Here is a 22,928-nt window from a genome sequence, read left to right as displayed (position 1 = left end):
GTTAGTGCAAGAAAAAGTTGGTCTAAGTTTTAACTTAGTCCCAAATTAAGCTCTTTTCTTAACGTTTCTAAAAGTGGATTCTTCTGTACCATAGCTTGATATTTCTCTTGCGAGGTATAAGGTTTACGTACAACATCATGCTCCATAACAATACCACGTAGATCTAGCGAAAAATTATGCAAGGCAGGGCGAAGGTAATTTAATAAATCTACCTTTGCCATATTGAGAACATCCATCTGGACCATGTTCTCCACATCTACTTCAATTTGATTTCCAACTAACTTTGGTGGCACAGCTGTCATCAGGGTATACAGATTAATCTTATTTTGCTTTTTTATATCTGTTGCCAACGTTTTCCAGAATTGGATAAATTTTTCATAAGTCACTACTTCCTCTTCCGTCCCTTTAACTAAACTAGGTTCGTTACTATCTTCTTCTTCAGTTTTAGATTCAAAAATTGAATTTAGATCAGGTAATGATGGCATAGAACTTTTGGAAGCTCCCCATCCACCCTTTTTTACTTTAGGCGGTAAGTTAGAGACTTCTGGGCTTTTCGTTTGTTCTAGTATAGGTGTTGCAGGAGGTACTGCAATCGGAGTTATAGCAATATTTTTATCTACTACTGGTAATGAAGGTTTTGCATCAACGACAGGTGTTTCTGTGGCTGAAGCTACATTAGGGAGTTTTTTTTTTAATCCTTCAACCGTATTGGGAGCTTGAAGGGTTCCAATCTGGCTTAACTTAATCGCACTTGATAAGTGACAAATTTTTAATAGCGCTAATTCTACCTGAAGCCTCTGATTCTTACTTGTTTTATAATTAATCTCACATTGATTAGCAATATTCAATGCTGATAATAATAATCCCGTTGAAGATTTACGTGCTTGATCCAAATACTTAGCTCTTATACTTTCACTTACTTCTAACAACTTTAGTGTAGACGGTTCTTTTGCTACCAATAGACTTCTAAAATGCGATGCTAAACCTGAAATGAAATGACTGCCATCAAAACCATTATTTAAAATATCATTTAATATTAATAAGGTATCTGCTGGATTTTCAATCAATATAGCATCTGTCAATTTAAAGAAGTAATCGTAATCTAAAATATTCAGATTATCAATAACTGCTTGATAAGTGACCTGCTTATTTGAAAAACTAACGATTTGATCAAACATCGATAATGCATCACGAAGTCCTCCATCTGCTTTTTGAGCGATGATATGAAGGCCATCTTGATCGTACTGAATACTTTCACGTGTTGCAATGCTGGCCAAGTGATTGGCCATATCTTCAACACGGATACGGTTAAAATCAAAAATCTGACAACGCGATAAAATCGTAGGTAAGATTTTATGTTTTTCTGTAGTTGCTAAGATAAATATTGCATAGGCAGGTGGTTCTTCCAATGTTTTTAGGAAAGCATTGAATGCCTGCTGCGACAGCATGTGAACCTCATCGATGATATAGATCTTAAACTTACCCACTTGTGGTGGAATACGTACTTGATCAATCAAATTTCGGATATCGTCTACTGAGTTGTTTGATGCGGCATCTAATTCATGAATGCTAAATGAATTACCATTCTGAAAAGATTTACAGCTATCACATACACCGCAGGCTTCGCTAATATCTGAAATGTTTTCACAATTTATTGTTTTTGCTAAAATACGCGCGCAAGTTGTTTTACCCACACCTCTTGGTCCACAGAACAAAAATGCTTGTGCTAACTGATTGTTATGTATAGCATTCTTAAGTGTACCGGTGATGTGTTGCTGACCGACAACCGAGTCGAAGGTGACCGGGCGATATTTACGAGCAGAAACAATAAAATTTTCCATTGTACGAAGATACAAATTTTGTACCTCCGTCACAAAATTAAAAAGCGATACTTCAAAAAAGTGTGGTCTTAAAGCTGTTAGATAACAGAAACAAGAAGATAAAAAAATAGCTTCATTTTTCGATGAAGCTATCCAATATCATGATATAAAAGTTTTAATTCTCTTTGGGTTCAAGAGCACGCCAAACGACAGCGGCAATTATAGCTCCTACTATTGGAGCTACAATAAATAACCAAAGTTGTGAAATGGCTTGCCCGCCAGCTAATACAGCTGGACCAAAACTACGCGCCGGATTGACTGAAGTACCTGTGATGGGAATAGCAACTAAATGAATCAAAACTAAGGTCAGCCCTATAGCCAAACCAGCCATAGTGGAATTTCCAACTTTGGAGGTAGTCGCTAAGATGACAAATAAAAAGATGAAGGTTAAAACAGCCTCTGTTAAAAATGCAGCGGTTGTGCCGTATTCATTCTGATAGCCTTTCCCCCATCCATTCGACCCATATGCCCATTCACCTGGAGAGAAACCAGCTAGCTGTCCTCCTAGAATCTGCTGTAGAACAAAAGCACCTAATAATGCTCCTATTAATTGTGCTACAATATAAATAATTGCATCTTTCGCAGCAATCTTTCCTGCAACAAGTACACCGATTGTTACCGCGGGGTTGATGTGACACCCACTAATGCCGCCTATCGCATAGGCAAAAACAACAACGGATAAACCGAATGCTAGCGCAATCCCCAGTAATCCCAATCCCGACAATCCGCCTAAAGTCGTAGCGCCGGCAACAGCCGCTGCACCACAACCAAATAGTACCAAACCAAAAGTTCCAATTAGTTCAGCAACAAATTTTGTAGAAATATTTGTTTCCATTTCTTTAAGTTATAATATGGTCAAACTTGCGTCAAATATCTTGCCTCTTTTACACCTGTGTTTCAATGAGTTAAATTAAAGTAAGGATACAGCTACATGTATATTATTTCCTACAGATAATATACAATAGTAACAGGTAAAACTTAATACTAAAATCATGAGATAATAACGCTTTAGATGAGAAAAATTTTTAGTTTTTTATTGTGATCTATTTTACTTTTCTACGTAACATGGATTCAAAGAGCAATTGATTAATGCTGCCGAGAGATGACGGTACCATCACATGCTATGGCGCAGCTATATTGTTGTGTCGCAAATCGATGATGCTCTTAAGATGATGCGCTACATTTCCTTGAAATATAAGTCCGCCAAGATGGTTGAACATCAATAAGTCAAAAGAAAAGTATCTCCCTGCCTGCACCGAGACAATACAGGAGTTTACTTTTATCTTGACAGACTGGTGAATAGCTCCAAACACTTTCCTTTCAATAAACTTATTCCTCCTGTGAGTAAATAACTATTTCCTTAAAAGCATGTTACGTAGAACTATCTACGCGAGATCGCGCAATATAATCAAGCCGTTGGGAGATATAAGCTTGTTATAAGAAGAAACCTTCCTGTTCCTCTTCATCATTACAAAGAAACTAGAAGATATCTTTCAAAAGTACGGTATTACTGAATTGCAATGGCGCAAAATGATCTCCCCACTATGCTAAGGTTATCGGAAATAGTGCGGAAGAATACGGCCATTCAGTCTGTTAGGAATGCCATCGCGTGAAGAGCCGTGGCATCGCGTATAATCTCTAGTATCTATCGTTTCAATTGTGAGGTTATAACAAAAAAGAGTTATTTTAGTGATTAAACCTAGATGATATTCTAATGAAATATATTCGTGCAAAAGCCAATTTTATTCGATATACTGACGAAAAACTACTTGTAAAAGCAAGCTATATTTTATCGTGCATGAAGAATTCTACTGTCTTTATTAATCCGACTTTGCCACTGCCAACTATTGAAGATGCTTACCAAGATTACCAGAAGAAAGTGATCGAGGCTGAAAGCGGAAGCCGAGAAAAGAAGTCTTATAAGAGAGAAAGCAAGCGGAAACTCTGTGAACTGTTGCAACAGCTTGTTACTTATGTCAATTTAGTCAGTGATGGAAAGTTATCTTTATTACACAGTTCGGGTTTCCCTGTACTCACCAGAAAACGTAAAGGTCAAGTTCCTGATACTCCATCCGCCCCATTTCTTTGTGAGGGACGAACAAGTGGTGAAGTCGCCTTTGGATTTAAACCCGTAGGACGGGATATGTTTTATGATTATAGGTTTGCAACAGAGGTAGACTCGTATGGACTCCCACAATGGAGAGAAATATTCTATAAAACGAACTCCTTCAGGGCGTATTATTCAGGATTTACTCCTGGCCACTATATCTATTTTCAAGTTAGAGCACGTAATAAACATGGTCAAAGTCACTGGACGGCTCCTTTATTATTTATGGTCGGATAAAAATAAACGCTTCCAAATATTATAGTTCGAAAACTGCATCACAGTTCCTTATTGTGGATCTCTAACGTCATTTAGCTGTAAGCAATGAATTTAGGTCTTTTTTTTGATGTTATTTTTATGTAACTTCATTATTAATAAATTGTTAAGGAATTGAAATCTCTATCTTCATATTTGGTCGCAAGCGCTCTTTCACTGCTGTTTATCTTTATGCAGAAGCGAGAAAGCTATGCGCAAGAATACAAAGTTGATTTCTATAATACCCCATTTTTGTTTTCTGCAGATTCATCATTTGTAATAGATTTTCCGACTGAAGTAAACGAAAATCATATTCTTGATTTTTATAAAAAGATAGAATCGTCGACCGACTCTATGGTCGTAAATTCATTACTTACTTACAAGCAGAAACACCATCTAAATGATTGGATCTACTATCAGCTCGTACGTCAGACAGCGCAAGCAATAAGCCCCAAACAGGAAAATTATAGTCGGTACACTTTATATAAATGGTACTTGATGTGTAAATCTGGTTATGATGCGCGTCTTGCCGTGGGAAATAATCAAATTATATTTTATATAAAGAATAACGAAGATATTGCTGATATTCCATTTTTTTCTGTTGATGGCAATCAATATACTTGTCTGAATTATCATGATTATGGAAAGTTATTTCAACGTAATGGCATTTACAAACCAGTCTCTTTGAAAATTACTGAAGCGGTGAACGACTTCAGTTATAAGGTCACGCAGATGCCTGATTTTAATCCCCAAAATTACGTGGATAAAAAAATCAATTTCAAATATAATGAGCGATTATACCATTTTAAGGTAAAAATCAATAATGATGTCAATAAAATCTTTGCGAATTATCCTGGGGTAAATTTTGAAACTTATTTTAATATTCCACTTAGTCATGAAACTTATCGGACACTCATTCCGGTATTGAAGGAGAATATTAAAAAAATGGATACGACAAAAGGTGTTGATTATCTTATGCGCTTTACACGTTATGCATTTCTCTATGAAAATGATGATGTTAATTTCGGTAAAGAGAAAAGGCTATCCCCAGAGGAAACATTAACCAGCTCTTATAGTGATTGTGATGATCGGGCTGCTTTATTTTTCTATTTGGTCAAAGAGATTTACAATCTGCCAATGATTACATTGTTGTTCCCAACTCACATCACGATGGCGGTTCAATTTGATAAACCTATTGGCGATGCTATTTTGTACAATGGTAAATATTATTCGCTGTGCGAGCCGACACCACAAGAACAGAATTTAGATATTGGACAAATGGCAGATAAATTAAAGAACGAGTCGTATCAGGTGGTTTATCATTACGAACCGAAATAAGCAAACCTGTTAATTACAAAAATTTATACATAAAAAAGCTCGATCATTTGATCGAGCTTTTCTTAATTAAGTGAACTACTATTAGTATTTATTATTTTTAGGATCCCAACTAGCCCAGCCTTTAGTCCAGTCTGTTGTGCCCATTGCACCAATAAATGTTTCTTTCGTCAAACTTGCTAAATCACCTTCATATTTTGCTTTTCCTAACGCAGGTGAATCGGATTTTAACAACAAGTTTGGAGCAGAAAGACTTGTCCCCGTTAAACCAGCTGCGTCAACAGATGTAACGGCAAAGTCTCCAAATCCATTTAAATAACCTGTTAAATCAGCAACAGAAGCAAACGTCGTAACATCTTTTAATCCATAATTCGCAACATTACCAAATACCATATTATTTGATAAAACAGAGCGACCAGCTTTCAATTCAGTTGCAGGGAAATCAGAATTAAACTCAACTGCACTTGTTTTAGCTCCTACAATAATTGAATTTGCTAATACCATACGGCTATTTAACCCGAAGTGAATACCTGCACCATGAGTAGCTTCTGAAGCAGTTCCTGGTCCAATAAAAGTAAAGTTCGATAATATAGGTCTAGAATATTGATTATTCGCAACTGTACCTTTATTCTCTAATTCAATTCCTCTTGAAGTGCCAGCTACATCCGCAATCATTGGATCCTTTATAGAAATACCATATTGAATCTTGCCATTGTATCCTTGGTCAAAATCAAAATCATCATCAACGCCACGATAAGCAATTAAATGTGTAGCATTGACCGTACCACCAAAAAATTCAAATGAATCATCACCACCATAAGAAACCTGAATATGATTAATCTTGGTTCCAGAACCAACAGCACAAAGAGTCAAGCCATTTATTTCCTTATCTTTTTCAATAGCTATACCTGCAAATTCAATACGTGCATATGTTAATTCGCCTGAATTATCATCTAATACTGGAGTAGTACCACCACCGTAGTTTGCAATAGTTGCACCTAAAGCACCACCTTCATATTGAGCTGTTCCAGTAGAAGTGTTTACTAAAGATTTACCACAGATAATAATACCTGACCAATCACCTGTCCCTCTATTTCCATCTGTTTGATCTGATGTAAAAACAATTGGTTTATCAGCAGTACCGTTTGCTTTGATTTTACCACCTCTTTCTACTATTAAGGCTGCTTTTGTTGATTTTTCACCTTTTATGATAGTACCCGCTGGAATTTCTAAAGTTCCTCCATCCACTACTTGTACATATGCTCTTAATAAGTATGTCGTATCTGCACTTAACACCCTGCTTTTTGAAATCTTTCCTTCAATAACTGCTTCTTTCTTTGTTCCTGGAGTCGGAGGAGTTACCGGATCATTATCAGATTTACTACAACTTGCAAAAGTTACTGAAGTTGCTACTGCTGCTAATGCAAACCACTTTGTTGATTGATTCAATTTCATAATCTAATTTTTTTGTAAAACTATTTGTTTGTTGTAACCTTAATGTTAAGAAATAATGATTTAATCTTTAAAATTTATAACTAAATGATAGTGAGAAATTTCTGCCATATTTCACCGAATTAATAAGTTGGTCGCTATCGATATTATATTTACCACTTTTATCAATGTCTTGATAAAAAACAACTTTGCTATCTAATATATTACCCGCATTAAACTTCAGTTCAGCTTTATTCGCTATGATCTTTTTTGCTAACTGGAAATCCAACATACTTCTAGGCGCTTCATAGATTGTAGCATATTCGTCTTGAAACTCGCCATTCACATAGTTACCAAATCCGACGATATCGATTCTACGACCAATTCTATTAAAAAAGATACTCGATTCCCATCCACCCTTACTAGAGTACTGAAGACCAGTATTTAATAAATAAGGAGATTGACCGTATAGTGATCTCTTATTTTCTAATAAGGGTTCTTTACCTTCAAAATTGACCTCCGATTTAATTAAAGAAGCATTAGCACTAAATGTCAAATTCTTTAAAAGCTCAGAATCCTCATTAAAAATCCCTAAATCATGTCTAATTTCAACTTCTCCCCCCATTATATATGCTTTCGGCGCGTTAGTAAAAGACATGGATTTACTTGCTGATGTCGAACCCGCTATAATATTAGATTCAATTGGATCCGTTAAATTTTTATAAAATGCTGAAACCGAAAACAATTTTCCAAGACTTGGATAAAATTCATAGCGAAGATCTAAATTAGATATTCTGGTTCTTTTCAAATCAGGATTACCAATTTTCACGTTACCTGTTACGAAATCGTAAAAACTGAATGCTGCAAGTTCACGAAATTGAGCTCGAGCAACTGTATTTGAAAAACTGAATCTTAAATTAGTTTTGGTATTCAATTCATAAGTCAAATTCAACGATGGTAAGAAATCTGTATACGTATTATTTACATTATTATTAACATCAGCGGAAATGGATCCAGTTTTTAGCTTTTCAATATAGTTTTCTACTCTTAATCCAACAGTTGCTTTTAATTTTTCAGACACATTTCCTGATAGCATACCAAAGCCACCATTAAGATCACCTATACCTTCGAAACTATTCGTTGGATTGGTTATATCATCAATAAAAAACTTATTCTTTGCTATATTCTCCTGTGCAAACAGCTGGTCTTGTGGCAACTGTAATAATCTTTTATTTTCTTCGTAATCTTCAATTTTATTAACAAACCCTAGAACACGTGCATTCATATCCCGTTTTTTGTACTGCTTGAAGACTCCAACTTTTAATGTTTGTGCTAAACCCAATAGATTAAGACCTTGAGACCAGTTAAGTGCTCCACTGTAAATATTTTCATTTAAATTACTATAAAACTTACCCGCTTGTTCGGAAGAAGCTGATCCTTTTGGAATAGCTGCTTCAAAGGGAACAGATGGATCATCTTTATATGCGATATTTTTAACATATGACAACTGTCTTAAATCGGGGGTATCATCATTAATATTACTATATGATAGATTCCATGACAATTTTGTTTGTTTATCAGCATTCATTAAATACTCCCCATCAAGTACAGAGTTTAACATACGTTTTTGATGCACTTCCAATAATGTACTTTTACGCAAAGACTCATTTTCTAAAACACCTGTTCTATTGATAAAATTTTGATCAAGACTCTGATTGTAAATATTTTTCAAAGAAATCTTAAAATTATCTTTTATATAGGAGACATTAGCCAAAGCCCCAATTGAAGAATTAAAACGATAATAATTGTCCTCGTACTGAGAATAATAACTATTTAAGCCCTGATCTAAACCATTAAAATCATTTCGAATTTCATTGGTCTTACTTTCTGAGTTACGATAAGTAAATGAGCCAATAAATCCCAACTTACCATCATTACTCAATCGGTAGGAATTACCATAGATAAACTGCATATTTTGATAAGGAAGTGATTTCCCTAGTTTTTCATAACCAAAAGTATTTTTAAATGCTTTAGTGTAATCAGCTTTTTGTTCAAAATTTAAATCGGTATAGCTTGCTCTATCTTTTGGAAAAGTGGATGGTAAATTATTATCTGGATTTTTGATTCCAAAATAATTACCTGCTGTTCTTTTACTACCATAGAAATCCTTAAAAGTGGTCTGAGTATTACCACCTAGTCCAACACTAATTTCCACTGTTTTCCTATCGGGAAAATCTTTAGTCTTAACATTTACAGCTCCACCCGTTAAATCACCTGGTAAATCCGCAGTAGCTGTTTTACTAATAACAATATTGTCAATTAAAGAGGAAGGAATAATATCGAATGAAAAAGCTTTTCGATCAGGTTCAGTGCTTGGTAAAGGGCTATTATTAAGTAAAGCAGCATTGTAGCGATCACTTAAGCCTCTGATAACAATGAATTTATTATCCTGAACACTTGCACCACTCACACGTTTTAAAACTTCACCAGTATTCTTATCTGGTGTTCTTTTAATTACTTCCGCAGAAATACCATCTGATATCGAAATGCTATTCTTCTGCTGAGCATACAAGGCTCCTATAGATTCTTTCTTATAAGTGCCTCTAATCACGACCTGTTCTAAAACATTACCTTCTGAATTGTCCAAAATAATATCAAGACTTGTAATCTCGTTATTTTTTATTTCAACGTCTGAGATCTGCTTTGTTCCATACCCAACATAACTAAATTCCAATATATACTTTCCAACAGAAAGACCTGGAATATTATAATTACCAGTAACATCGGTACTTCCTGCTCTTGAGGTATTCAAAATTTTCACTGTAACTCCAGCAATAGTCTCACCGGTTTTGCTGTTACTCACTTTTCCAACGACTTTTCCACTACCTTGTGCAAAAACAGCTGTCGCTATTACCAATAAAATTAGAGTAGCGACAAATTTCTTAAGTGTTAATTGTGATTTCAATTTATTTGTTTTTTTGTTTCTGCAAATCTATTACCGCGATATTACGTGCACATTACCTTAACATTACTATTACATTAGTGCTGTGTTAAAGAATTGTTAACGTCATCGTTTACATGTACTATACGCATTTTTACATGTTAACAATTGATTAACAGCTAAAATGTTAAGTGCAGTGCGCCTTAATAATTAATAAACATATGATGTAATAATGTCATAACAATTCGACATATATACAGGAATTAGGTTAAATTTAGCATCTGAAAGAATGATCATACTATGCAGACAAATAATCCAATCATAGCAACACAGGAACTTTCCTTCCAATACAAAGGAGGTATACCAATCAAATTTCCCGCAGTTCAAATTCAAAAAGGTCAACATACACTGCTTCTTGGAAATTCGGGAACTGGTAAAACAACATTGCTTCATCTTTTGGGGGGACTTTCAAAACCGACAGCAGGAAAAGTCTGGATTAATGAAAAAGATATCTATGCCATGAGCACATCTGAAATGGATAAATTTAGATCGCAACATATCGGCTTTATTTTTCAGGAAGCCCACTTATTGAAAAACTTAACTATTCTTGAAAATATTCAGCTTGCGCAGTCTTTAGCAAAGAAAACAGTCCATAAAAATGAAGTTTTAAGCGTGCTAGACAAACTACAATTGTCTGATAAAGCCCATGCATATCCACAGGAATTAAGTCGAGGCCAATTACAGCGTGCCGCTATTGCACGTGCTGTTATTAATAAGCCTTTGCTTTTAATTGCTGACGAACCTACTGCATCATTGGATGATCAGAATACAACTAGGGTATTAACACTATTAATGGAAATTGCCGATCAACAGGGCGCTACCCTCCTTATCGCTACGCATGATAAAAGAATTAAAAATAACTTTTCGAATACTTACGATTTAAATACACTCAATCCTAATAGCAAATAGCATGAATACTATTCAATTAGTTTGGAAAAATATTAGTAAACAAATAGGATCAACAGCACTCAGCATATTACTGACTGCATTTGGTGTTGCCATACTATGTGTACTTTCTATAACCAGCGATAGCTTTGAAAAGCAACTTGAAAATAATAGTAAGAATATTGATTTAGTAATCGGAGCTAAAGGAAGTCCCTTACAATTGATTCTATCCAGTGTTTATCACATCGACAATCCTACTGGTAATATCCCTTTGGCTGAAGCTGAAAAATTGCAACATAACCCTTTAATAAAATTGGCTGTTCCTGTCTCATTGGGGGATAACTATAGGGGGCATCGTATAGTAGGCACGGATTCTAGCTTTCTTACTTTGTATGAAACCAAAGTACAACAAGGAAAGCTATTTGATAAAGACTATGAAGTTGTTGTCGGAACTGATGTTGCCCGTAAGCAAAATCTTAAGATTGGAGATCAGATTCATAGTTCACATGGATTAAGTAAAGGCGGACATAGTCATGATGATCAACCGTTCACTGTTGTAGGTATATTAGCATACAACAATAATATTACGGACAATCTCATTCTGACTAGTTTAAGTAGTGTCTGGGATGTACATGGAATTGAACACCACGATCATGACCATGAATTAACTCCTGCTGAAGCACAGGCTAAAGAGGATCTTGAAGAGACAAAAAATGCACATCTCCATCACCATGGTGAAGCAGAAGAGGAGGAACATCGTGATGAGGATCAACATGAACCCGATATGATGGTAAAATCAATTGGTGCAGATATGATTCATTCTTCTGGTCTTGAAATTACGGCATTGTTAGTACAGTACCGGTCACCAGCTGCAATTGCGGTATTACCTAAGTACATAGCACAAAATACGCAAATGCAGGCCGCTTCACCTGCTATAGAGAGCACACGCTTATTTTCTCTTTTAGGGGTGGGAATTGACTCTTTAAAGATATTAGCTTATATCATCATGGCAATTGCTGGATTGAGTGTCTTTATCAGCTTATACAATGCCTTAAAACAACGGAAATATGATTTAGCGATCATGCGTACATTAGGTGCTTCCAAGCTCAAACTTTTCTCTCTGGTAATCTGCGAGGGAATGGTCATTACTGTAATTGGTGGTTTTTTAGGATTGATTTTCGCCCATATAGCGCTTTATTATATCAATACACAAACAAGCCAAAGTGCTGACTTTATAGATGCATTTAAGCTTAATCCCATAGAATTGATTTTTGTGTTATTAGCCTGCGTAATTGGTATTATTTCAGCACTAATCCCTGCGGTCAAAGCATATAAAACAACGATTTCGCATATTTTATCAAACAATTAATGTAAAATGATATTATCATAAGGTTTTGTATTTTTACAAACTGAACTAAGATTTTTACGCACTATTTCGAAATATTTCTGCATATAAATATGGAATTATAAAACGGGAATTTTCAAGGTGAAAAGTTGAAGAGCCCAGCAAAAAGCAAATTTTAAATGTACAAACAAACAATTATAATGAAAAAGATACTCGCTTTCTTTAGTTTACTGATTACCTTTTGTATTACAGCAAATGCACAGATCGGTCGTGATCCCAATACACCCGATCATACGCCAATGATGAATAAAACCTGGGAAGCTGTTGATAAAATGGCTTATAAAGTTTCTTATAGCGGCAGTAAAAAGATCTATACTCCTTTCTATCCTGCAGAGTTGAAAGCCTTAGAAAATAAAATCGTTGAGATGCCCGGCTACATGGTTCCGTTGACCAGTGGTAGGACACATAAAAACTTTATGATATCGGTTCTACCTGTAGCGCAATGTATGTTTTGCGGTTCTAATGGAATCCCGCCGATGGTAGAGGTATTTCTAAAAGGTGACGCCATAAAATTTACAGAAGAGCCTATCAAGTTAAAAGGCAAAATGGTCTTTAACAAGGATCCTTTAAAAGGTAATTCGGAAATTACGATAGTTGATGCAGTAATTATAAAATAAAAGAAGCCGCGATAGCGGCTTTTATTTTGATCTGTTTACGAGAGAAACCTCAACACAAGATGTGATTCCTGCTGTTTCGGTTCGTAAACGTGCTTCTCCTAACGAAATCGGTCGATAGCCCATGTTTAATGCTTGTTCTATCTCCTGTGTCGAAAAATCTCCTTCAGGACCGATCAATAAAATATAATGCTGTTCTGATTGTAAAACTTCGTTTAGATACTGTTTCTCACTATCTATACAATGCGCGATGACTTTTGTTGCTGTATTCGATTCGTGTTGCTTACAGAATTGAGAAAAAGTAATCGCAGGATTCAATTTTGGAATATAGGCCTTCAACGATTGCTTCATTGCTGCTACAATCACTTTATTAAGACGATCTAATTTCACCTCTTTTCTCTCAGAATGCTCACAGATTAAAGGTGTAATTTCATGAATGCCAATCTCTGTCGCTTTTTCTAAAAACCATTCGAAACGATCGATATTTTTAGTTGGAGCAATTGCAATATGTAAGTGATAGGAGGATTGCTGATAGTTTTCTTTAACATTTAAAATAGTCAAAACTGTTCTTTTCGGATGTGGATCCAAAATTTCAGCTTCATACAATCCGCCTCTTCCATCAATCAAGTGAACTTTATCACCTACTTGAAGTCGAAGCACACGAATGGCATGCTTACTCTCTTCTTCACTTAGAATAAAGTTTTTAAAATCAGGTTTAATCTCTTCTGTAAAAAATAGTTGCATAATCGCTAATTATCTTGATCATCATCCATCGACTCAACAAGTTCCAATTTTACAAATTCTATATTCTGTTGCGTTTTACGAATAATCGTAAAGGTATAACCAAATACTTCTTTATACTCTCCTACTTCAGGAATTTTATCAAACAAATCGCTTACTAGACCTGAAACAGTATCATAATCTTGACTTGCTGGTAATTCTAATGGTAAAAATTCATTCACATCATGAATGCTCGCACCAGCGTCCACCATATATTCTGTTTCAGAAATACGTTCAACAACTGGAGTTTCTTCATCATATTCATCTTGGATTTCACCGACAAGTTCTTCGACAATATCTTCTAAAGTAACCATACCGGCTGTACCTCCAAATTCATCCAATACAATAGCCAACTGAATTCTTTTCAATTGAAATTCGGCCATTAAATCATTGATCTTTTTGGTTTCCGGAATAAAGTAGGGCTTACGCATGATATCCTTTAATACCACCTCTTTACCTTTCATAACGATCGGTAAAATATCTTTTGTGTGTACGATACCGACAATCTGATCGATACTATCGGCATAAATAGGAATACGTGAATATCCCTCTTCTGTTACCGTATTGATAAAATCAATGGCTGCACAATCCTCTTCAACCGCTACGATTTTTGTTCTCGGAACCATGATGTTTTTCACAATCCGTTCATTAAAGTCGAAAACGTTTTTAATCAATTCATGTTCAGATGATTCTAATGCTCCGCTTTCTTTACCTTTATCCAATAAATATTGAAGTTCTTCTGAAGAGTGTGAAGATTCACTAGGATGTGGTTGAATACCTATTAATCTCAATAAAAAATTAGCAAAGCCATTGAATACATATATTAATGGCATCAATAACCAATAAAATATACGCAATGGTACGGCTACTTTCATTGTTGTCGCGACAGGTTTTTGAATAGCAATAGATTTAGGAGCAAGCTCACCTAATACAACATGCAAGAACGTAATAGTTCCAAATGCAAGTGCAAAACCGGTCCATTTAGCCCAGCTTTGCGAAGTATCTACCTGAAAAAAAGAAAACAGATTAGATACGATTTCAGTCATTACTGCTTCGCCTTTCCAGCCTAAGCCTAGCGATGCTAAAGTAATACCTAGCTGTGTTGCAGCTAGGTATTTATCCAAATGCTCTGTAATATTTTTTGCAATTTTAGCAACATTGCTTCCTGATTTTGCTTGGAGCTCAATTTGTGAAGCTCTTACTTTGACTATAGCAAATTCTGCCGCAACAAAAAAACCATTTGCAACTACTAAAAATATTGTCCAAAAAATATCGAGGGCCATTATGGGGTTTATTTATTACCAAATTCTTTATTGTACAATTCTATACTATCCAATAGAATTTGTTGTGCAACTTCACGGCCTTGAACGCCTTCAACCACAACATTTTTCTTTTCTAATGCTTTGTAACTTTCAAAAAACTGAACAATTTCTTTCATACTATGTGGAGATAGTTGTTCAATATCTGTAATGTAATTGTACACAGGATCATTCTTAGCAACAGCAATGATTTTATCATCTTGCTCACCACCATCAACCATGTTCATCACACCAATGATTTGTGCTTCAACCAATGTCAAAGGAAGAATATCAACAGAACAGATTACCAAAATATCCAATGGATCTTTATCATCACAATATGTTTGTGGAATAAAACCATAGTTAGCAGGATACACTACAGAAGAACTCAAAACGCGATCTAATAATAAAAGACCAGTTTCTTTGTCTAATTCGTATTTTCCTTTTGAACCATTTGAAATTTCAATAATAGCATTTACTGAATTTGGCACATTTGTACCAGGAGATACTTTATGCCAAGGATTTTGTGTACTCATTTGATTTACTGTATATTTTGTTTGTTTTTATTTTCATTCATTTTACGTTTGATCAAAGCAATAACGATCGGCAGGAAGGCAATCGCAATCAATCCAACAATAATATATTCGACATAATTAATAATCCAAGGAAATTCTATTCCTAAGAAATACCCTGATAAAGTTAATAATAGTACCCAAAGCAATGCTCCAGATATATTAAAAATTACAAATTTCTTAAAATCGAGTTTAACAACGCCTGCAAAAATTGGTGCAAATGTACGCACTATAGGTACAAAGCGACCGATGATCAAAGCTGTACCACCATATTTATGGTAGAATTCTTCAGCCATAATAACGTATTTACGCTTAAAGATAAGGCTATCCTTACGTTTGAAAAGCATAGGACCGGCTCGATAACCAAACCAATATCCTGCAAAGTTTCCGAGTACGCCAGCTGCAATTAAACCTGCACAAAGCGTCACGATATCCACTTCAATTTTATTTAATGCACAAAATAGTCCAGCTAAAAATAACAAATAATCTCCCGGTAAAAAGAAACCAAAAAACAAACCCGTTTCAGCAAATACAATGAGTAAAACTAAATAAAAACCGCCAGAGCTTAATAATTCCTCTGGGTTCAGTAATTGTTGAAAAGACAACAAAAGATCTTGCATAATTTCTTTTTTACGTTTTCACTTACTTTGTGAAAAATGTCATTATAATATAATCCCTATCTATGACATTTCATATAGACATATAATTTCTATATAAGACTGCAAAGATATGATATATTATAGTCTTTTTTTATATTTATATTTAAAATACTACTTTTAGATGAGGTTGTTTTCGATTAATTATCAGTTGTAACATTGATAATTGACTCTTTAATTGTTTCCGCAATTTGGGTAAATTCTTCATGAGTAAGCGACAATCTAGGTCGAGAAAAATTTAAATCTGAAACATTATTTAACGGGACTAAATGGATATGAGCATGGGCTACTTCTAATCCGATAACAGCAACACCGACTTTCTTACAAGGGAAAACGCGTTTGATACCTTGAGCTACAATCTTTGAGAAAACCCAAAGTGCCATATATTCGTCGTCATTGATATCGAAAATATAATCGGTCTCACGCTTTGGAATGACCAAAACATGCCCCTCGGCTAATGGACTAACATCTAAAAATGCTAGAAAATCATTACTCTCAGCTACCTTATAAGCAGCAATCTCTCCTGACACTATTTTTGAAAAAATCGTAGACATATTTCAATTGTTTATAACCCAAATATAAAAAAAGGCTGCATGTAATGCAACCTTAAATGATGATATAACGTTTTATTAATATGCGGTTATGGCAAAACCGCACATAACCGCATATAATTTATCTTGTAATTTCTATAATTTCGAATTCAATCTGACCTGCAGGAACATCGATTACAGCTACATCACCTTTAGATTTACCTAGTAAACCTTTGGCAATAGGAGACTTAACAGAAATCTTACCTTGCTTCATATCAGCTTCTGTTTCGGACACCAATTGATACGTCATTTCAGCGCCATTTTTCTTATTCTTGATCTTTACGATAGATAAGGCCAATACTTTTGATGTATCTAATTTGGATTCGTCAATCAAACGAGCTCCAGCTAGCGTATTTTCCAAGTTTGCAATCTTTGCTTCATGCATACCTTGCGCCTCTTTTGCAGCATCATATTCTGCATTCTCAGACAAATCACCTTTATCTCTTGCTTCAGCTATTGCATTCGAGATACTAGTTCTTCCTTCAGTTTTAAGATAGTGCAACTCTTCCTTGAGCTTTTGTAATCCCTCTGCGGTGTAATAAGTTACTTCTGCCATAATTATTGTTATTTGTTTTATCTTAATTATTCAAAAATGAAACAAGACCATGTTATCCTTGTCGGATAACATGGTCTCGCTGTCTATAATACGAAGGTAAGAATTGTTTTTAACAAAACAAATTCAAACCCATTAATTCATTTTAATTCTCTTCTTCATCAACAAATCTATACCCTAACCCCCTAACAGTCTGCAAGTAATAGGGTTTATCAGGATTCTTTTCGATCTTCTTCCTTAATCTAACCACATGCATGTCTAAGGTGCGTGTATTGACATTTGAACTGTACCCCCAAACGACTTCCATCAGCTCCTCGCGTGTTATTTCTTTGCCGACATTTTGTAGAAAATGCAATAAGATACGATTCTCTAAAATTGTAAGTTCTATTTTCTTACCGTCTCTCACAAGTGAGTGAATGTTTGGCTGATGTTCAGTTTTACCAAAATGGTAGATCTCAGGCGTGTTTTTAGGTAAAAAGAAACGAACCTTATTTTCAATCATGGCGATTAATACGTCCATATTGAATGGCTTACTAATGTAATCCGTCACACCAAAGCTATAAGCTTCGATCTTATCAATATCTTGAGATTTAGCAGTCATCATGATAACAATATTTTCAAATCCTGCTTTACGTATATTTTCACAAATCTCGTTACCTTCCTTACCTGGCAACATCCAATCTAGCAATACAACATCTGGTTTTTTCTCTAAAATCAACTTTTCAGCCTCATTTCCATCCCCCGTTTGAACAACATTGTACCCTTCCGTTTCTAATCTGTGACGAACTAAAAAGCGTAGATTTTCATCATCTTCAATAACAGCTACAGTTATTTCTTTGCTCATAATTAATTATATTTTAAACTGAAAAAATGAGAGTAAAGGTAGTTCCTTTACCGATTTCACTTTTAACAGAAATTTCTCCCCCCATAAATTCTGTTATCTCTTTACAAAAGGCTAAACCCAAACCAATACTTCCTTGTTGATTGTATTGACTTTTGATCCGATAGAACTTCTTAAATATATTTGAAAACTCATTTTTATTTATACCTATTCCTTCGTCTCTAAAGATAATAACAAAATTCTTTTTATTTTGTTGTATTTTAATATCTAATACTTTCCTCTTTTGATCCGAATATTTATAGGCATTATCAATTAAATTTTGAAACACACTTGTTAATAATACAGGATCTGCAAGTAGACTGGATTTGACGTTAATTTCTTTTGTTATTTTAAAATCTGCATGTTTTAATTGTGTGGATGCCACAATATTATCGACAAATGTATTTAAATCAATTTCTTCTCTTTTAAGCTTGATTGTTTTATTTTCAATTTGACTAAATGACAATAATTTGTTCATCAAATTGTTCAGCCGATCTGATTCCTGATCCAATATGTTTCCATACATTATACGCTCTTCATCAGATAAATATTGTGCACTTTTAATATTGTTACCTGCTATTTTTATTACACTAACAGGGGTTTTAAACTCATGTGTCAAATTATTAATGAAATCGTATTGCAATTTAAACAGTCTACCATTAATTTCTAAATTACGGTAAATCAAATATAAAATGACTAATAAAATCAAATAAACTAATGAAATGCCCAGCACTATAGGTAGAAAACTACGATTCACTTCTTTTGAGATAAATGATTCGCTGGAATGAAATAACAATTTATAATCTGCAAGAGCTCCCGGTAAAAGCATTTCGGTCACATATTCTTTGACATCGGAGGTTACAGGAGCGCGTACGATAGGTACGACTTCAATTTTTTCATAAAGATTGGGATATATATTTTTAACATCTAATAGGGTCGGATCGACGCTAAAGACAAACATATCCTGTTCATAATTTACAATATGATCTAATTTTGTATCCATGATATCTTTATATACCAGTAGATCATTGATGCGCGGAATATTGAGATAAGTAATACGACCTGGTTGCGTGGAATAGAAAACACGAAGAATGTCGCGATCTGTTAATTTTGAGCTGGACTGCAATTTATCAATATAACTTGCCACCTTGATCCCCATACTGTTCAATTCCTCATTAAAAGGTCCCATTTCTTCACGTTTAGTGATATACCTTTTATCTAAACCGCGGTTATTAATTGTAAATATGGATAATGTTTTAGGTCTGATATTTAATCCGTTGATCGAAAAGCCGGCAAGTATTCTATTATCATTACTAAAAAGCATATCGTAAAATGCAATTTCTTTCACAAATGGATAAGAGCTTAGGACACTGTAAGCATATTTTCCTGCTTCCAAAGAATCCAGATATCCCTGATAAAAAGAAACTTCAGGGACACGATTTTGAAAAAAATCATTGAAGGGTACCAATGTTAAATCAAATACCTCCGATTTGCGATTCGTAAACTCATTATTAACGAGATTTACTGTATAATTTCTTGCTGCAAATATGACAACAAAATACAATAACGTAACGAAAGCAAAGAAGACAAAAAGCAAACCAAAATTCTTACGATAATTATAACCTGTTCCTCTCATCGCCCCACTATTTACCGATATATTTATCTAAAAATTTCTCTAGCTCCTGGTAATATTGAATGACATTTTCATCCTTTTTAAAAGTTCTACCCTCTTCTTCTTTCAATATATACTGTACAGGAATATTATTATTCTTGAGTTTCTGCACAAATTGATTGGCATCTGTTACCGAACTTAATCGATCCTTCCCGCCCTGCGCTATTAAAACTGGAATTTTGACACGATTGGAATGAAATACTGGAGAAATCTGCTTAAACATGCTCGATTCGCGAATTGGATTTCCAATTATCTGATAGTATTTTTGCAAATAGGGTTTTACATACGGTGGTATATCTCTAAAATATGTAAACAAGTTTGTATAGCCCGAATATGATACTGCACAGGCATACATATCAGAATTAAAACACGCTGCATGCAATGCTGAATATCCGCCAAAGCCCTTTCCAACAATAGCTATTCTATCTTTATCTGCAATTCCTTCTCTAATTAACCATTTTACACCGTCCGTAATATCATCTTGAATCTTACCTCCCCACTCTTTAAAACCTGCCGACCAAAATTCTTTACCGAAGCCTACTGAGCCACGATAGTTCATCTGAAACACGACATAACCACGGTTAGCTAAAAATTGTGCTTCGTGATCAAAACCCCAAATTTCTCGCTGATTAGGTCCATCATGTGGCAACACAACAACAGGAAGGTTACTCCTATCTTCATGTAAAGGGTAAGTAATAAACCCTGTAATGATCTTACCATCGCGGGCTTGATATTTGACAGATTCTGTTTGCGATAACTCACGATCCTTCAAGTTAGGATTGTTATCGGTAAGTTTATGTAGTTCGTTATCCTGGCAATCAAAATAATAAATCGCACCAGGATTTGTGTCTGTATATGTTCTTATGATGATTTTATTAAAGGAAGAATCCGAGTCAATAATATCAAATTCTGATCCCTTTGCCTTTTCAGATATTTTTTTAAATATTTCTGCGATTTTATCATTAAAAAAAAATCTTTTCTTTTTTGAAAGTGTATAAGAGGCATACATCATTTCATTTGTATAAGAAGAATAACCACCCCAATCGAGATCGACTTCCTTATTATTAAAAACCTCGTATACTTCTTTCTTCTGCTCTAAATCATACTCAACTAACGACAGCTTATCTCTGCCGATATTTGAAAGTGCGTAAATATTTGTTGTGGAGTTTTTAACGAAACCCATCGGTATAATAGTAGAAGCAAAATCATTTTTTAAGACCTGATGAAAGGGTTGCTCATTGTCTGCCCTATACATCATTGATTCTTCCACACTATCATTAGCCATGACAAGGCGCACTTGGCCATCCTGAGAAAGATACCAGGAGTTAATGTTTCCTGGATTTTGAAGAATCATCTCGGATTTCCGCCCATCAATAAATAACTTATGAAGATCGAACGTTGAAGAATCTCGATCATTAATAGCAACTATAATTCCATTATCATATAATCGCGCAGGCTGTACCCAACGAAATTTTGCTTTCATGGGTTTAATCAATGGCTGAAGAGCGTCCGTAAAAATATTTACAGCATATAGTCTTAGGCTGTCATTAGAGGTTTGTTCTATAGAAAATATAATCTCTTCATCATCACCCCAAACAAAACTATTAACATTCATATCATTTTGATACGTCAATTGCTTGGAACTGTCCTGATTATTTAAGTTTAATAAAAAAATATTCTTGCAATGATTATCCAAACCGATATAAGCGATATAATTACCATCGGGAGAAATTTTAAAAGATGTTTTTTCAGGAGTTGAAAAAAAACTTTCAATAGGTATACGTTCCGTTTTATTATTCGAACAGCTAATGCCTAGAAACAGCAAGGTAATTAATATAGAAAATGTAATATATGCGCGCATAAACAAACTCATTCGTCAACCTACTCAAAGATTAAAATTAATTAGCAATAACAAATCATGTGCAACTTTATTTTTACAAGAACAGCCGACATTTATTGTACCACGATAATATACAGATATATATTTCAATAAGGCAATTAAAGTTTATATTTTTGCACTTATGTATTTATATAACATATCCATCATATCAGAAGAATCTGTACATCAGGAAATAGTTTCCTGGATAAAAGAAAATCTTCTAAGCAGCACTAATTTCAATCCTCGTTTTTTGGAAATGCTTAATTCTCCTCATGAAGGAGTAACATACTGTATTCAGATACAGGTTTCCAGCGAAGAGGACATTGCACAATTTCAACAAGATCATCTCAGCCATTTACAGCATGAAATTTCATCCAATTATAAGGATAAAGCTTTCATCTTTGACAGTACAATGAAATACTTGTAAAAATAAGAGCGATACTAAATATCGCTCTTATTTTTATTTTCTTCTAAAAGTTCCCACTTGGGATCATAAACAATTTTTGGAGTCATGTAATGCAATAATATCAATCTTGAATAACGAAAGTTAAATGGAGAAAAGATAATGATTGTTGCAAAAAGGACTACCATATACGTCCACGGGGACTCACTTCCTGTTAATACTGCTGTTGCCAAAGCAAATGTTACAACTTCAGCCACCGACATCGCGTAACTGACATACATGGCCGCATAAAAATAACCTGGCTCTATTTCGAAAGTCAAATTACAAACGGGACATACATCATTTGTTTTTTGTTTACGTAAACCATAGGCAGGTCCGACAAACATATTTCCGACATGACATCTTGGACATTTTGAATGTACAAGCGCATGAATTTTAGATGTTGGCATATCTTATTAATTTTAAAGAATTTTTTCCTGAGATTTATTCGACTTTACAGTACGATATTTTTTATACCATAGAAAGCCCAAACCTGCGGCTGCCAAATAAGGAATGACAAGCAAAAATAAGATTCCATCATTTAAGCCTTTACCTTGTGTATTGCCGTTCTGAGTAGAATTTTCAGCATTTAAGGAACACATAGCACACTGGGCATATACTGAACTGATTGGTGTTACCGTAATCGTGCAAAACAGAACAATTGTAACTAGCAAATACTTAAGCGTTTTCATAATA

At 34.6% G+C, this 22,928-nt stretch carries 21 protein-coding genes; 6 read left to right on the top strand and 15 right to left on the bottom strand.

Translation table 11 applies throughout. The features are described 5' to 3' along the window. Window positions 1–29 precede the first annotated feature (29 nt). Window positions 30–1,841 carry a DNA polymerase III subunit gamma/tau gene (locus JAZ75_RS14630; protein WP_208696305.1) on the bottom strand — a complete coding sequence of 604 codons (1,812 nt, stop codon included), beginning with the start codon at window positions 1,839–1,841 and terminating at the stop codon, window positions 30–32. 154 nt (window positions 1,842–1,995) lie between these two features. Further along, entirely contained in the window at window positions 1,996–2,715 is a 720-nt protein-coding gene (locus JAZ75_RS14625; protein ID WP_208696303.1) for an MIP family channel protein, read from the bottom strand. Between the two features lie 879 nt (window positions 2,716–3,594). Between JAZ75_RS14625 and JAZ75_RS14620 the strand changes: the two genes are divergently transcribed. Further along, complete coding sequence (locus tag JAZ75_RS14620) at window positions 3,595–4,224, top strand: hypothetical protein (protein ID WP_208696301.1); 630 nt, start codon at window positions 3,595–3,597, stop codon at window positions 4,222–4,224. A gap of 207 nt (window positions 4,225–4,431) precedes the next feature. Then, on the top strand, window positions 4,432–5,577 hold the full coding sequence (locus JAZ75_RS14615) for a hypothetical protein (protein WP_208696299.1): 1,146 nt from the start codon (window positions 4,432–4,434) through the stop codon (window positions 5,575–5,577). Between the two features lie 81 nt (window positions 5,578–5,658). Here the strand turns inward: JAZ75_RS14615 and JAZ75_RS14610 are convergent, their stop codons facing one another. Then, window positions 5,659–7,029 (bottom strand): hypothetical protein, encoded by a 1,371-nt coding sequence (locus JAZ75_RS14610; RefSeq protein WP_208696297.1) that lies wholly within the window; start codon window positions 7,027–7,029, stop codon window positions 5,659–5,661. A 67-nt stretch (window positions 7,030–7,096) separates the two neighbouring features. Then, window positions 7,097–9,970 carry a TonB-dependent receptor gene (locus JAZ75_RS14605; protein WP_208696295.1) on the bottom strand — a complete coding sequence of 958 codons (2,874 nt, stop codon included), beginning with the start codon at window positions 9,968–9,970 and terminating at the stop codon, window positions 7,097–7,099. Window positions 9,971–10,246: 276 nt separating this feature from the next. Here JAZ75_RS14605 and JAZ75_RS14600 point away from each other — a divergent pair, with 276 nt between their 5' ends. The 3 genes from JAZ75_RS14600 (at window position 10,247) to JAZ75_RS14590 (ending at window position 12,913) form a co-directional block, all read left to right on the top strand. Then, window positions 10,247–10,915 (top strand): ABC transporter ATP-binding protein, encoded by a 669-nt coding sequence (locus JAZ75_RS14600; protein WP_208696293.1) that lies wholly within the window; start codon window positions 10,247–10,249, stop codon window positions 10,913–10,915. Between the two features lies 1 nt (window position 10,916). Beyond that, entirely contained in the window at window positions 10,917–12,260 is a 1,344-nt protein-coding gene (locus JAZ75_RS14595; RefSeq protein WP_208696291.1) for an ABC transporter permease, read from the top strand. 176 nt (window positions 12,261–12,436) lie between these two features. After that, entirely contained in the window at window positions 12,437–12,913 is a 477-nt protein-coding gene (locus tag JAZ75_RS14590; RefSeq protein ID WP_132844481.1) for a hypothetical protein, read from the top strand. A 21-nt stretch (window positions 12,914–12,934) separates the two neighbouring features. Here the strand turns inward: JAZ75_RS14590 and JAZ75_RS14585 are convergent, their stop codons facing one another. The 9 genes from JAZ75_RS14585 to JAZ75_RS14545 all read right to left on the bottom strand — a co-directional run bounded on the left by JAZ75_RS14585 (window position 12,935) and on the right by JAZ75_RS14545 (window position 21,772). Beyond that, window positions 12,935–13,654: a 16S rRNA (uracil(1498)-N(3))-methyltransferase gene (locus JAZ75_RS14585; RefSeq protein WP_208696289.1), complete on the bottom strand. Its 720-nt coding sequence runs from the start codon at window positions 13,652–13,654 to the stop codon at window positions 12,935–12,937. Between the two features lie 5 nt (window positions 13,655–13,659). Beyond that, on the bottom strand, window positions 13,660–14,973 hold the full coding sequence (locus tag JAZ75_RS14580) for a hemolysin family protein (RefSeq protein ID WP_183915732.1): 1,314 nt from the start codon (window positions 14,971–14,973) through the stop codon (window positions 13,660–13,662). 8 nt (window positions 14,974–14,981) lie between these two features. Further along, a complete protein-coding gene (locus JAZ75_RS14575) occupies window positions 14,982–15,524 on the bottom strand; it encodes an inorganic diphosphatase (protein ID WP_021188159.1) in 543 nt (180 codons plus the stop codon). 5 nt (window positions 15,525–15,529) lie between these two features. After that, entirely contained in the window at window positions 15,530–16,180 is a 651-nt protein-coding gene (locus tag JAZ75_RS14570; RefSeq protein ID WP_132772219.1) for a DedA family protein, read from the bottom strand. Window positions 16,181–16,356: 176 nt separating this feature from the next. Continuing rightward, entirely contained in the window at window positions 16,357–16,770 is a 414-nt protein-coding gene (locus JAZ75_RS14565; protein ID WP_132844486.1) for an HIT family protein, read from the bottom strand. Between the two features lie 118 nt (window positions 16,771–16,888). After that, window positions 16,889–17,362 carry a transcription elongation factor GreA gene (gene greA, locus JAZ75_RS14560; RefSeq protein ID WP_132772217.1) on the bottom strand — a complete coding sequence of 158 codons (474 nt, stop codon included), beginning with the start codon at window positions 17,360–17,362 and terminating at the stop codon, window positions 16,889–16,891. A 142-nt stretch (window positions 17,363–17,504) separates the two neighbouring features. Continuing rightward, window positions 17,505–18,203, bottom strand: coding sequence for a response regulator transcription factor (locus JAZ75_RS14555; RefSeq protein WP_132772215.1), 699 nt, complete (start codon window positions 18,201–18,203; stop codon window positions 17,505–17,507). A 13-nt stretch (window positions 18,204–18,216) separates the two neighbouring features. Beyond that, window positions 18,217–19,875 (bottom strand): sensor histidine kinase, encoded by a 1,659-nt coding sequence (locus JAZ75_RS14550; protein WP_208696287.1) that lies wholly within the window; start codon window positions 19,873–19,875, stop codon window positions 18,217–18,219. 7 nt (window positions 19,876–19,882) lie between these two features. Further along, complete coding sequence (locus tag JAZ75_RS14545; RefSeq protein WP_208696286.1) at window positions 19,883–21,772, bottom strand: prolyl oligopeptidase family serine peptidase; 1,890 nt, start codon at window positions 21,770–21,772, stop codon at window positions 19,883–19,885. A gap of 160 nt (window positions 21,773–21,932) precedes the next feature. Between JAZ75_RS14545 and JAZ75_RS14540 the strand changes: the two genes are divergently transcribed. After that, complete coding sequence (locus JAZ75_RS14540) at window positions 21,933–22,217, top strand: DUF4286 family protein (RefSeq protein WP_132844490.1); 285 nt, start codon at window positions 21,933–21,935, stop codon at window positions 22,215–22,217. Between the two features lie 14 nt (window positions 22,218–22,231). Here JAZ75_RS14540 and JAZ75_RS14535 read toward each other — a convergent pair whose 3' ends face one another. Then, entirely contained in the window at window positions 22,232–22,642 is a 411-nt protein-coding gene (locus JAZ75_RS14535) for a DUF983 domain-containing protein (protein ID WP_132844492.1), read from the bottom strand. 12 nt (window positions 22,643–22,654) lie between these two features. Continuing rightward, a complete protein-coding gene (locus JAZ75_RS14530) occupies window positions 22,655–22,924 on the bottom strand; it encodes a hypothetical protein (protein ID WP_021188167.1) in 270 nt (89 codons plus the stop codon). Window positions 22,925–22,928 lie beyond the last annotated feature (4 nt).

Source organism: Sphingobacterium sp. UDSM-2020, assembly GCF_016132525.1.
GTDB lineage: Bacteria > Bacteroidota > Bacteroidia > Sphingobacteriales > Sphingobacteriaceae > Sphingobacterium > Sphingobacterium anhuiense.
This window is presented reverse-complemented; position numbering and strand designations above follow the sequence as displayed.

Coding starts and splice junctions, on each gene's coding strand:
- JAZ75_RS14540 (WP_132844490.1), top strand. CDS start 21,933: ATGTATTTATATAACATATCCATCATATCAGAAGAATCTGTACATCAG.
- JAZ75_RS14570 (WP_132772219.1), bottom strand. CDS start 16,180: ATGCAAGATCTTTTGTTGTCTTTTCAACAATTACTGAACCCAGAGGAA.
- JAZ75_RS14615 (WP_208696299.1), top strand. CDS start 4,432: ATGCAGAAGCGAGAAAGCTATGCGCAAGAATACAAAGTTGATTTCTAT.
- JAZ75_RS14550 (WP_208696287.1), bottom strand. CDS start 19,875: ATGAGAGGAACAGGTTATAATTATCGTAAGAATTTTGGTTTGCTTTTT.
- JAZ75_RS14585 (WP_208696289.1), bottom strand. CDS start 13,654: ATGCAACTATTTTTTACAGAAGAGATTAAACCTGATTTTAAAAACTTT.
- greA (WP_132772217.1), bottom strand. CDS start 17,362: ATGGCAGAAGTAACTTATTACACCGCAGAGGGATTACAAAAGCTCAAG.
- JAZ75_RS14545 (WP_208696286.1), bottom strand. CDS start 21,772: ATGCGCGCATATATTACATTTTCTATATTAATTACCTTGCTGTTTCTA.
- JAZ75_RS14555 (WP_132772215.1), bottom strand. CDS start 18,203: ATGAGCAAAGAAATAACTGTAGCTGTTATTGAAGATGATGAAAATCTA.
- JAZ75_RS14630 (WP_208696305.1), bottom strand. CDS start 1,841: ATGGAAAATTTTATTGTTTCTGCTCGTAAATATCGCCCGGTCACCTTC.
- JAZ75_RS14610 (WP_208696297.1), bottom strand. CDS start 7,029: ATGAAATTGAATCAATCAACAAAGTGGTTTGCATTAGCAGCAGTAGCA.
- JAZ75_RS14535 (WP_132844492.1), bottom strand. CDS start 22,642: ATGCCAACATCTAAAATTCATGCGCTTGTACATTCAAAATGTCCAAGA.
- JAZ75_RS14530 (WP_021188167.1), bottom strand. CDS start 22,924: ATGAAAACGCTTAAGTATTTGCTAGTTACAATTGTTCTGTTTTGCACG.
- JAZ75_RS14580 (WP_183915732.1), bottom strand. CDS start 14,973: ATGGCCCTCGATATTTTTTGGACAATATTTTTAGTAGTTGCAAATGGT.
- JAZ75_RS14595 (WP_208696291.1), top strand. CDS start 10,917: ATGAATACTATTCAATTAGTTTGGAAAAATATTAGTAAACAAATAGGA.
- JAZ75_RS14600 (WP_208696293.1), top strand. CDS start 10,247: ATGCAGACAAATAATCCAATCATAGCAACACAGGAACTTTCCTTCCAA.
- JAZ75_RS14620 (WP_208696301.1), top strand. CDS start 3,595: ATGAAATATATTCGTGCAAAAGCCAATTTTATTCGATATACTGACGAA.
- JAZ75_RS14590 (WP_132844481.1), top strand. CDS start 12,437: ATGAAAAAGATACTCGCTTTCTTTAGTTTACTGATTACCTTTTGTATT.
- JAZ75_RS14575 (WP_021188159.1), bottom strand. CDS start 15,524: ATGAGTACACAAAATCCTTGGCATAAAGTATCTCCTGGTACAAATGTG.
- JAZ75_RS14625 (WP_208696303.1), bottom strand. CDS start 2,715: ATGGAAACAAATATTTCTACAAAATTTGTTGCTGAACTAATTGGAACT.
- JAZ75_RS14565 (WP_132844486.1), bottom strand. CDS start 16,770: ATGTCTACGATTTTTTCAAAAATAGTGTCAGGAGAGATTGCTGCTTAT.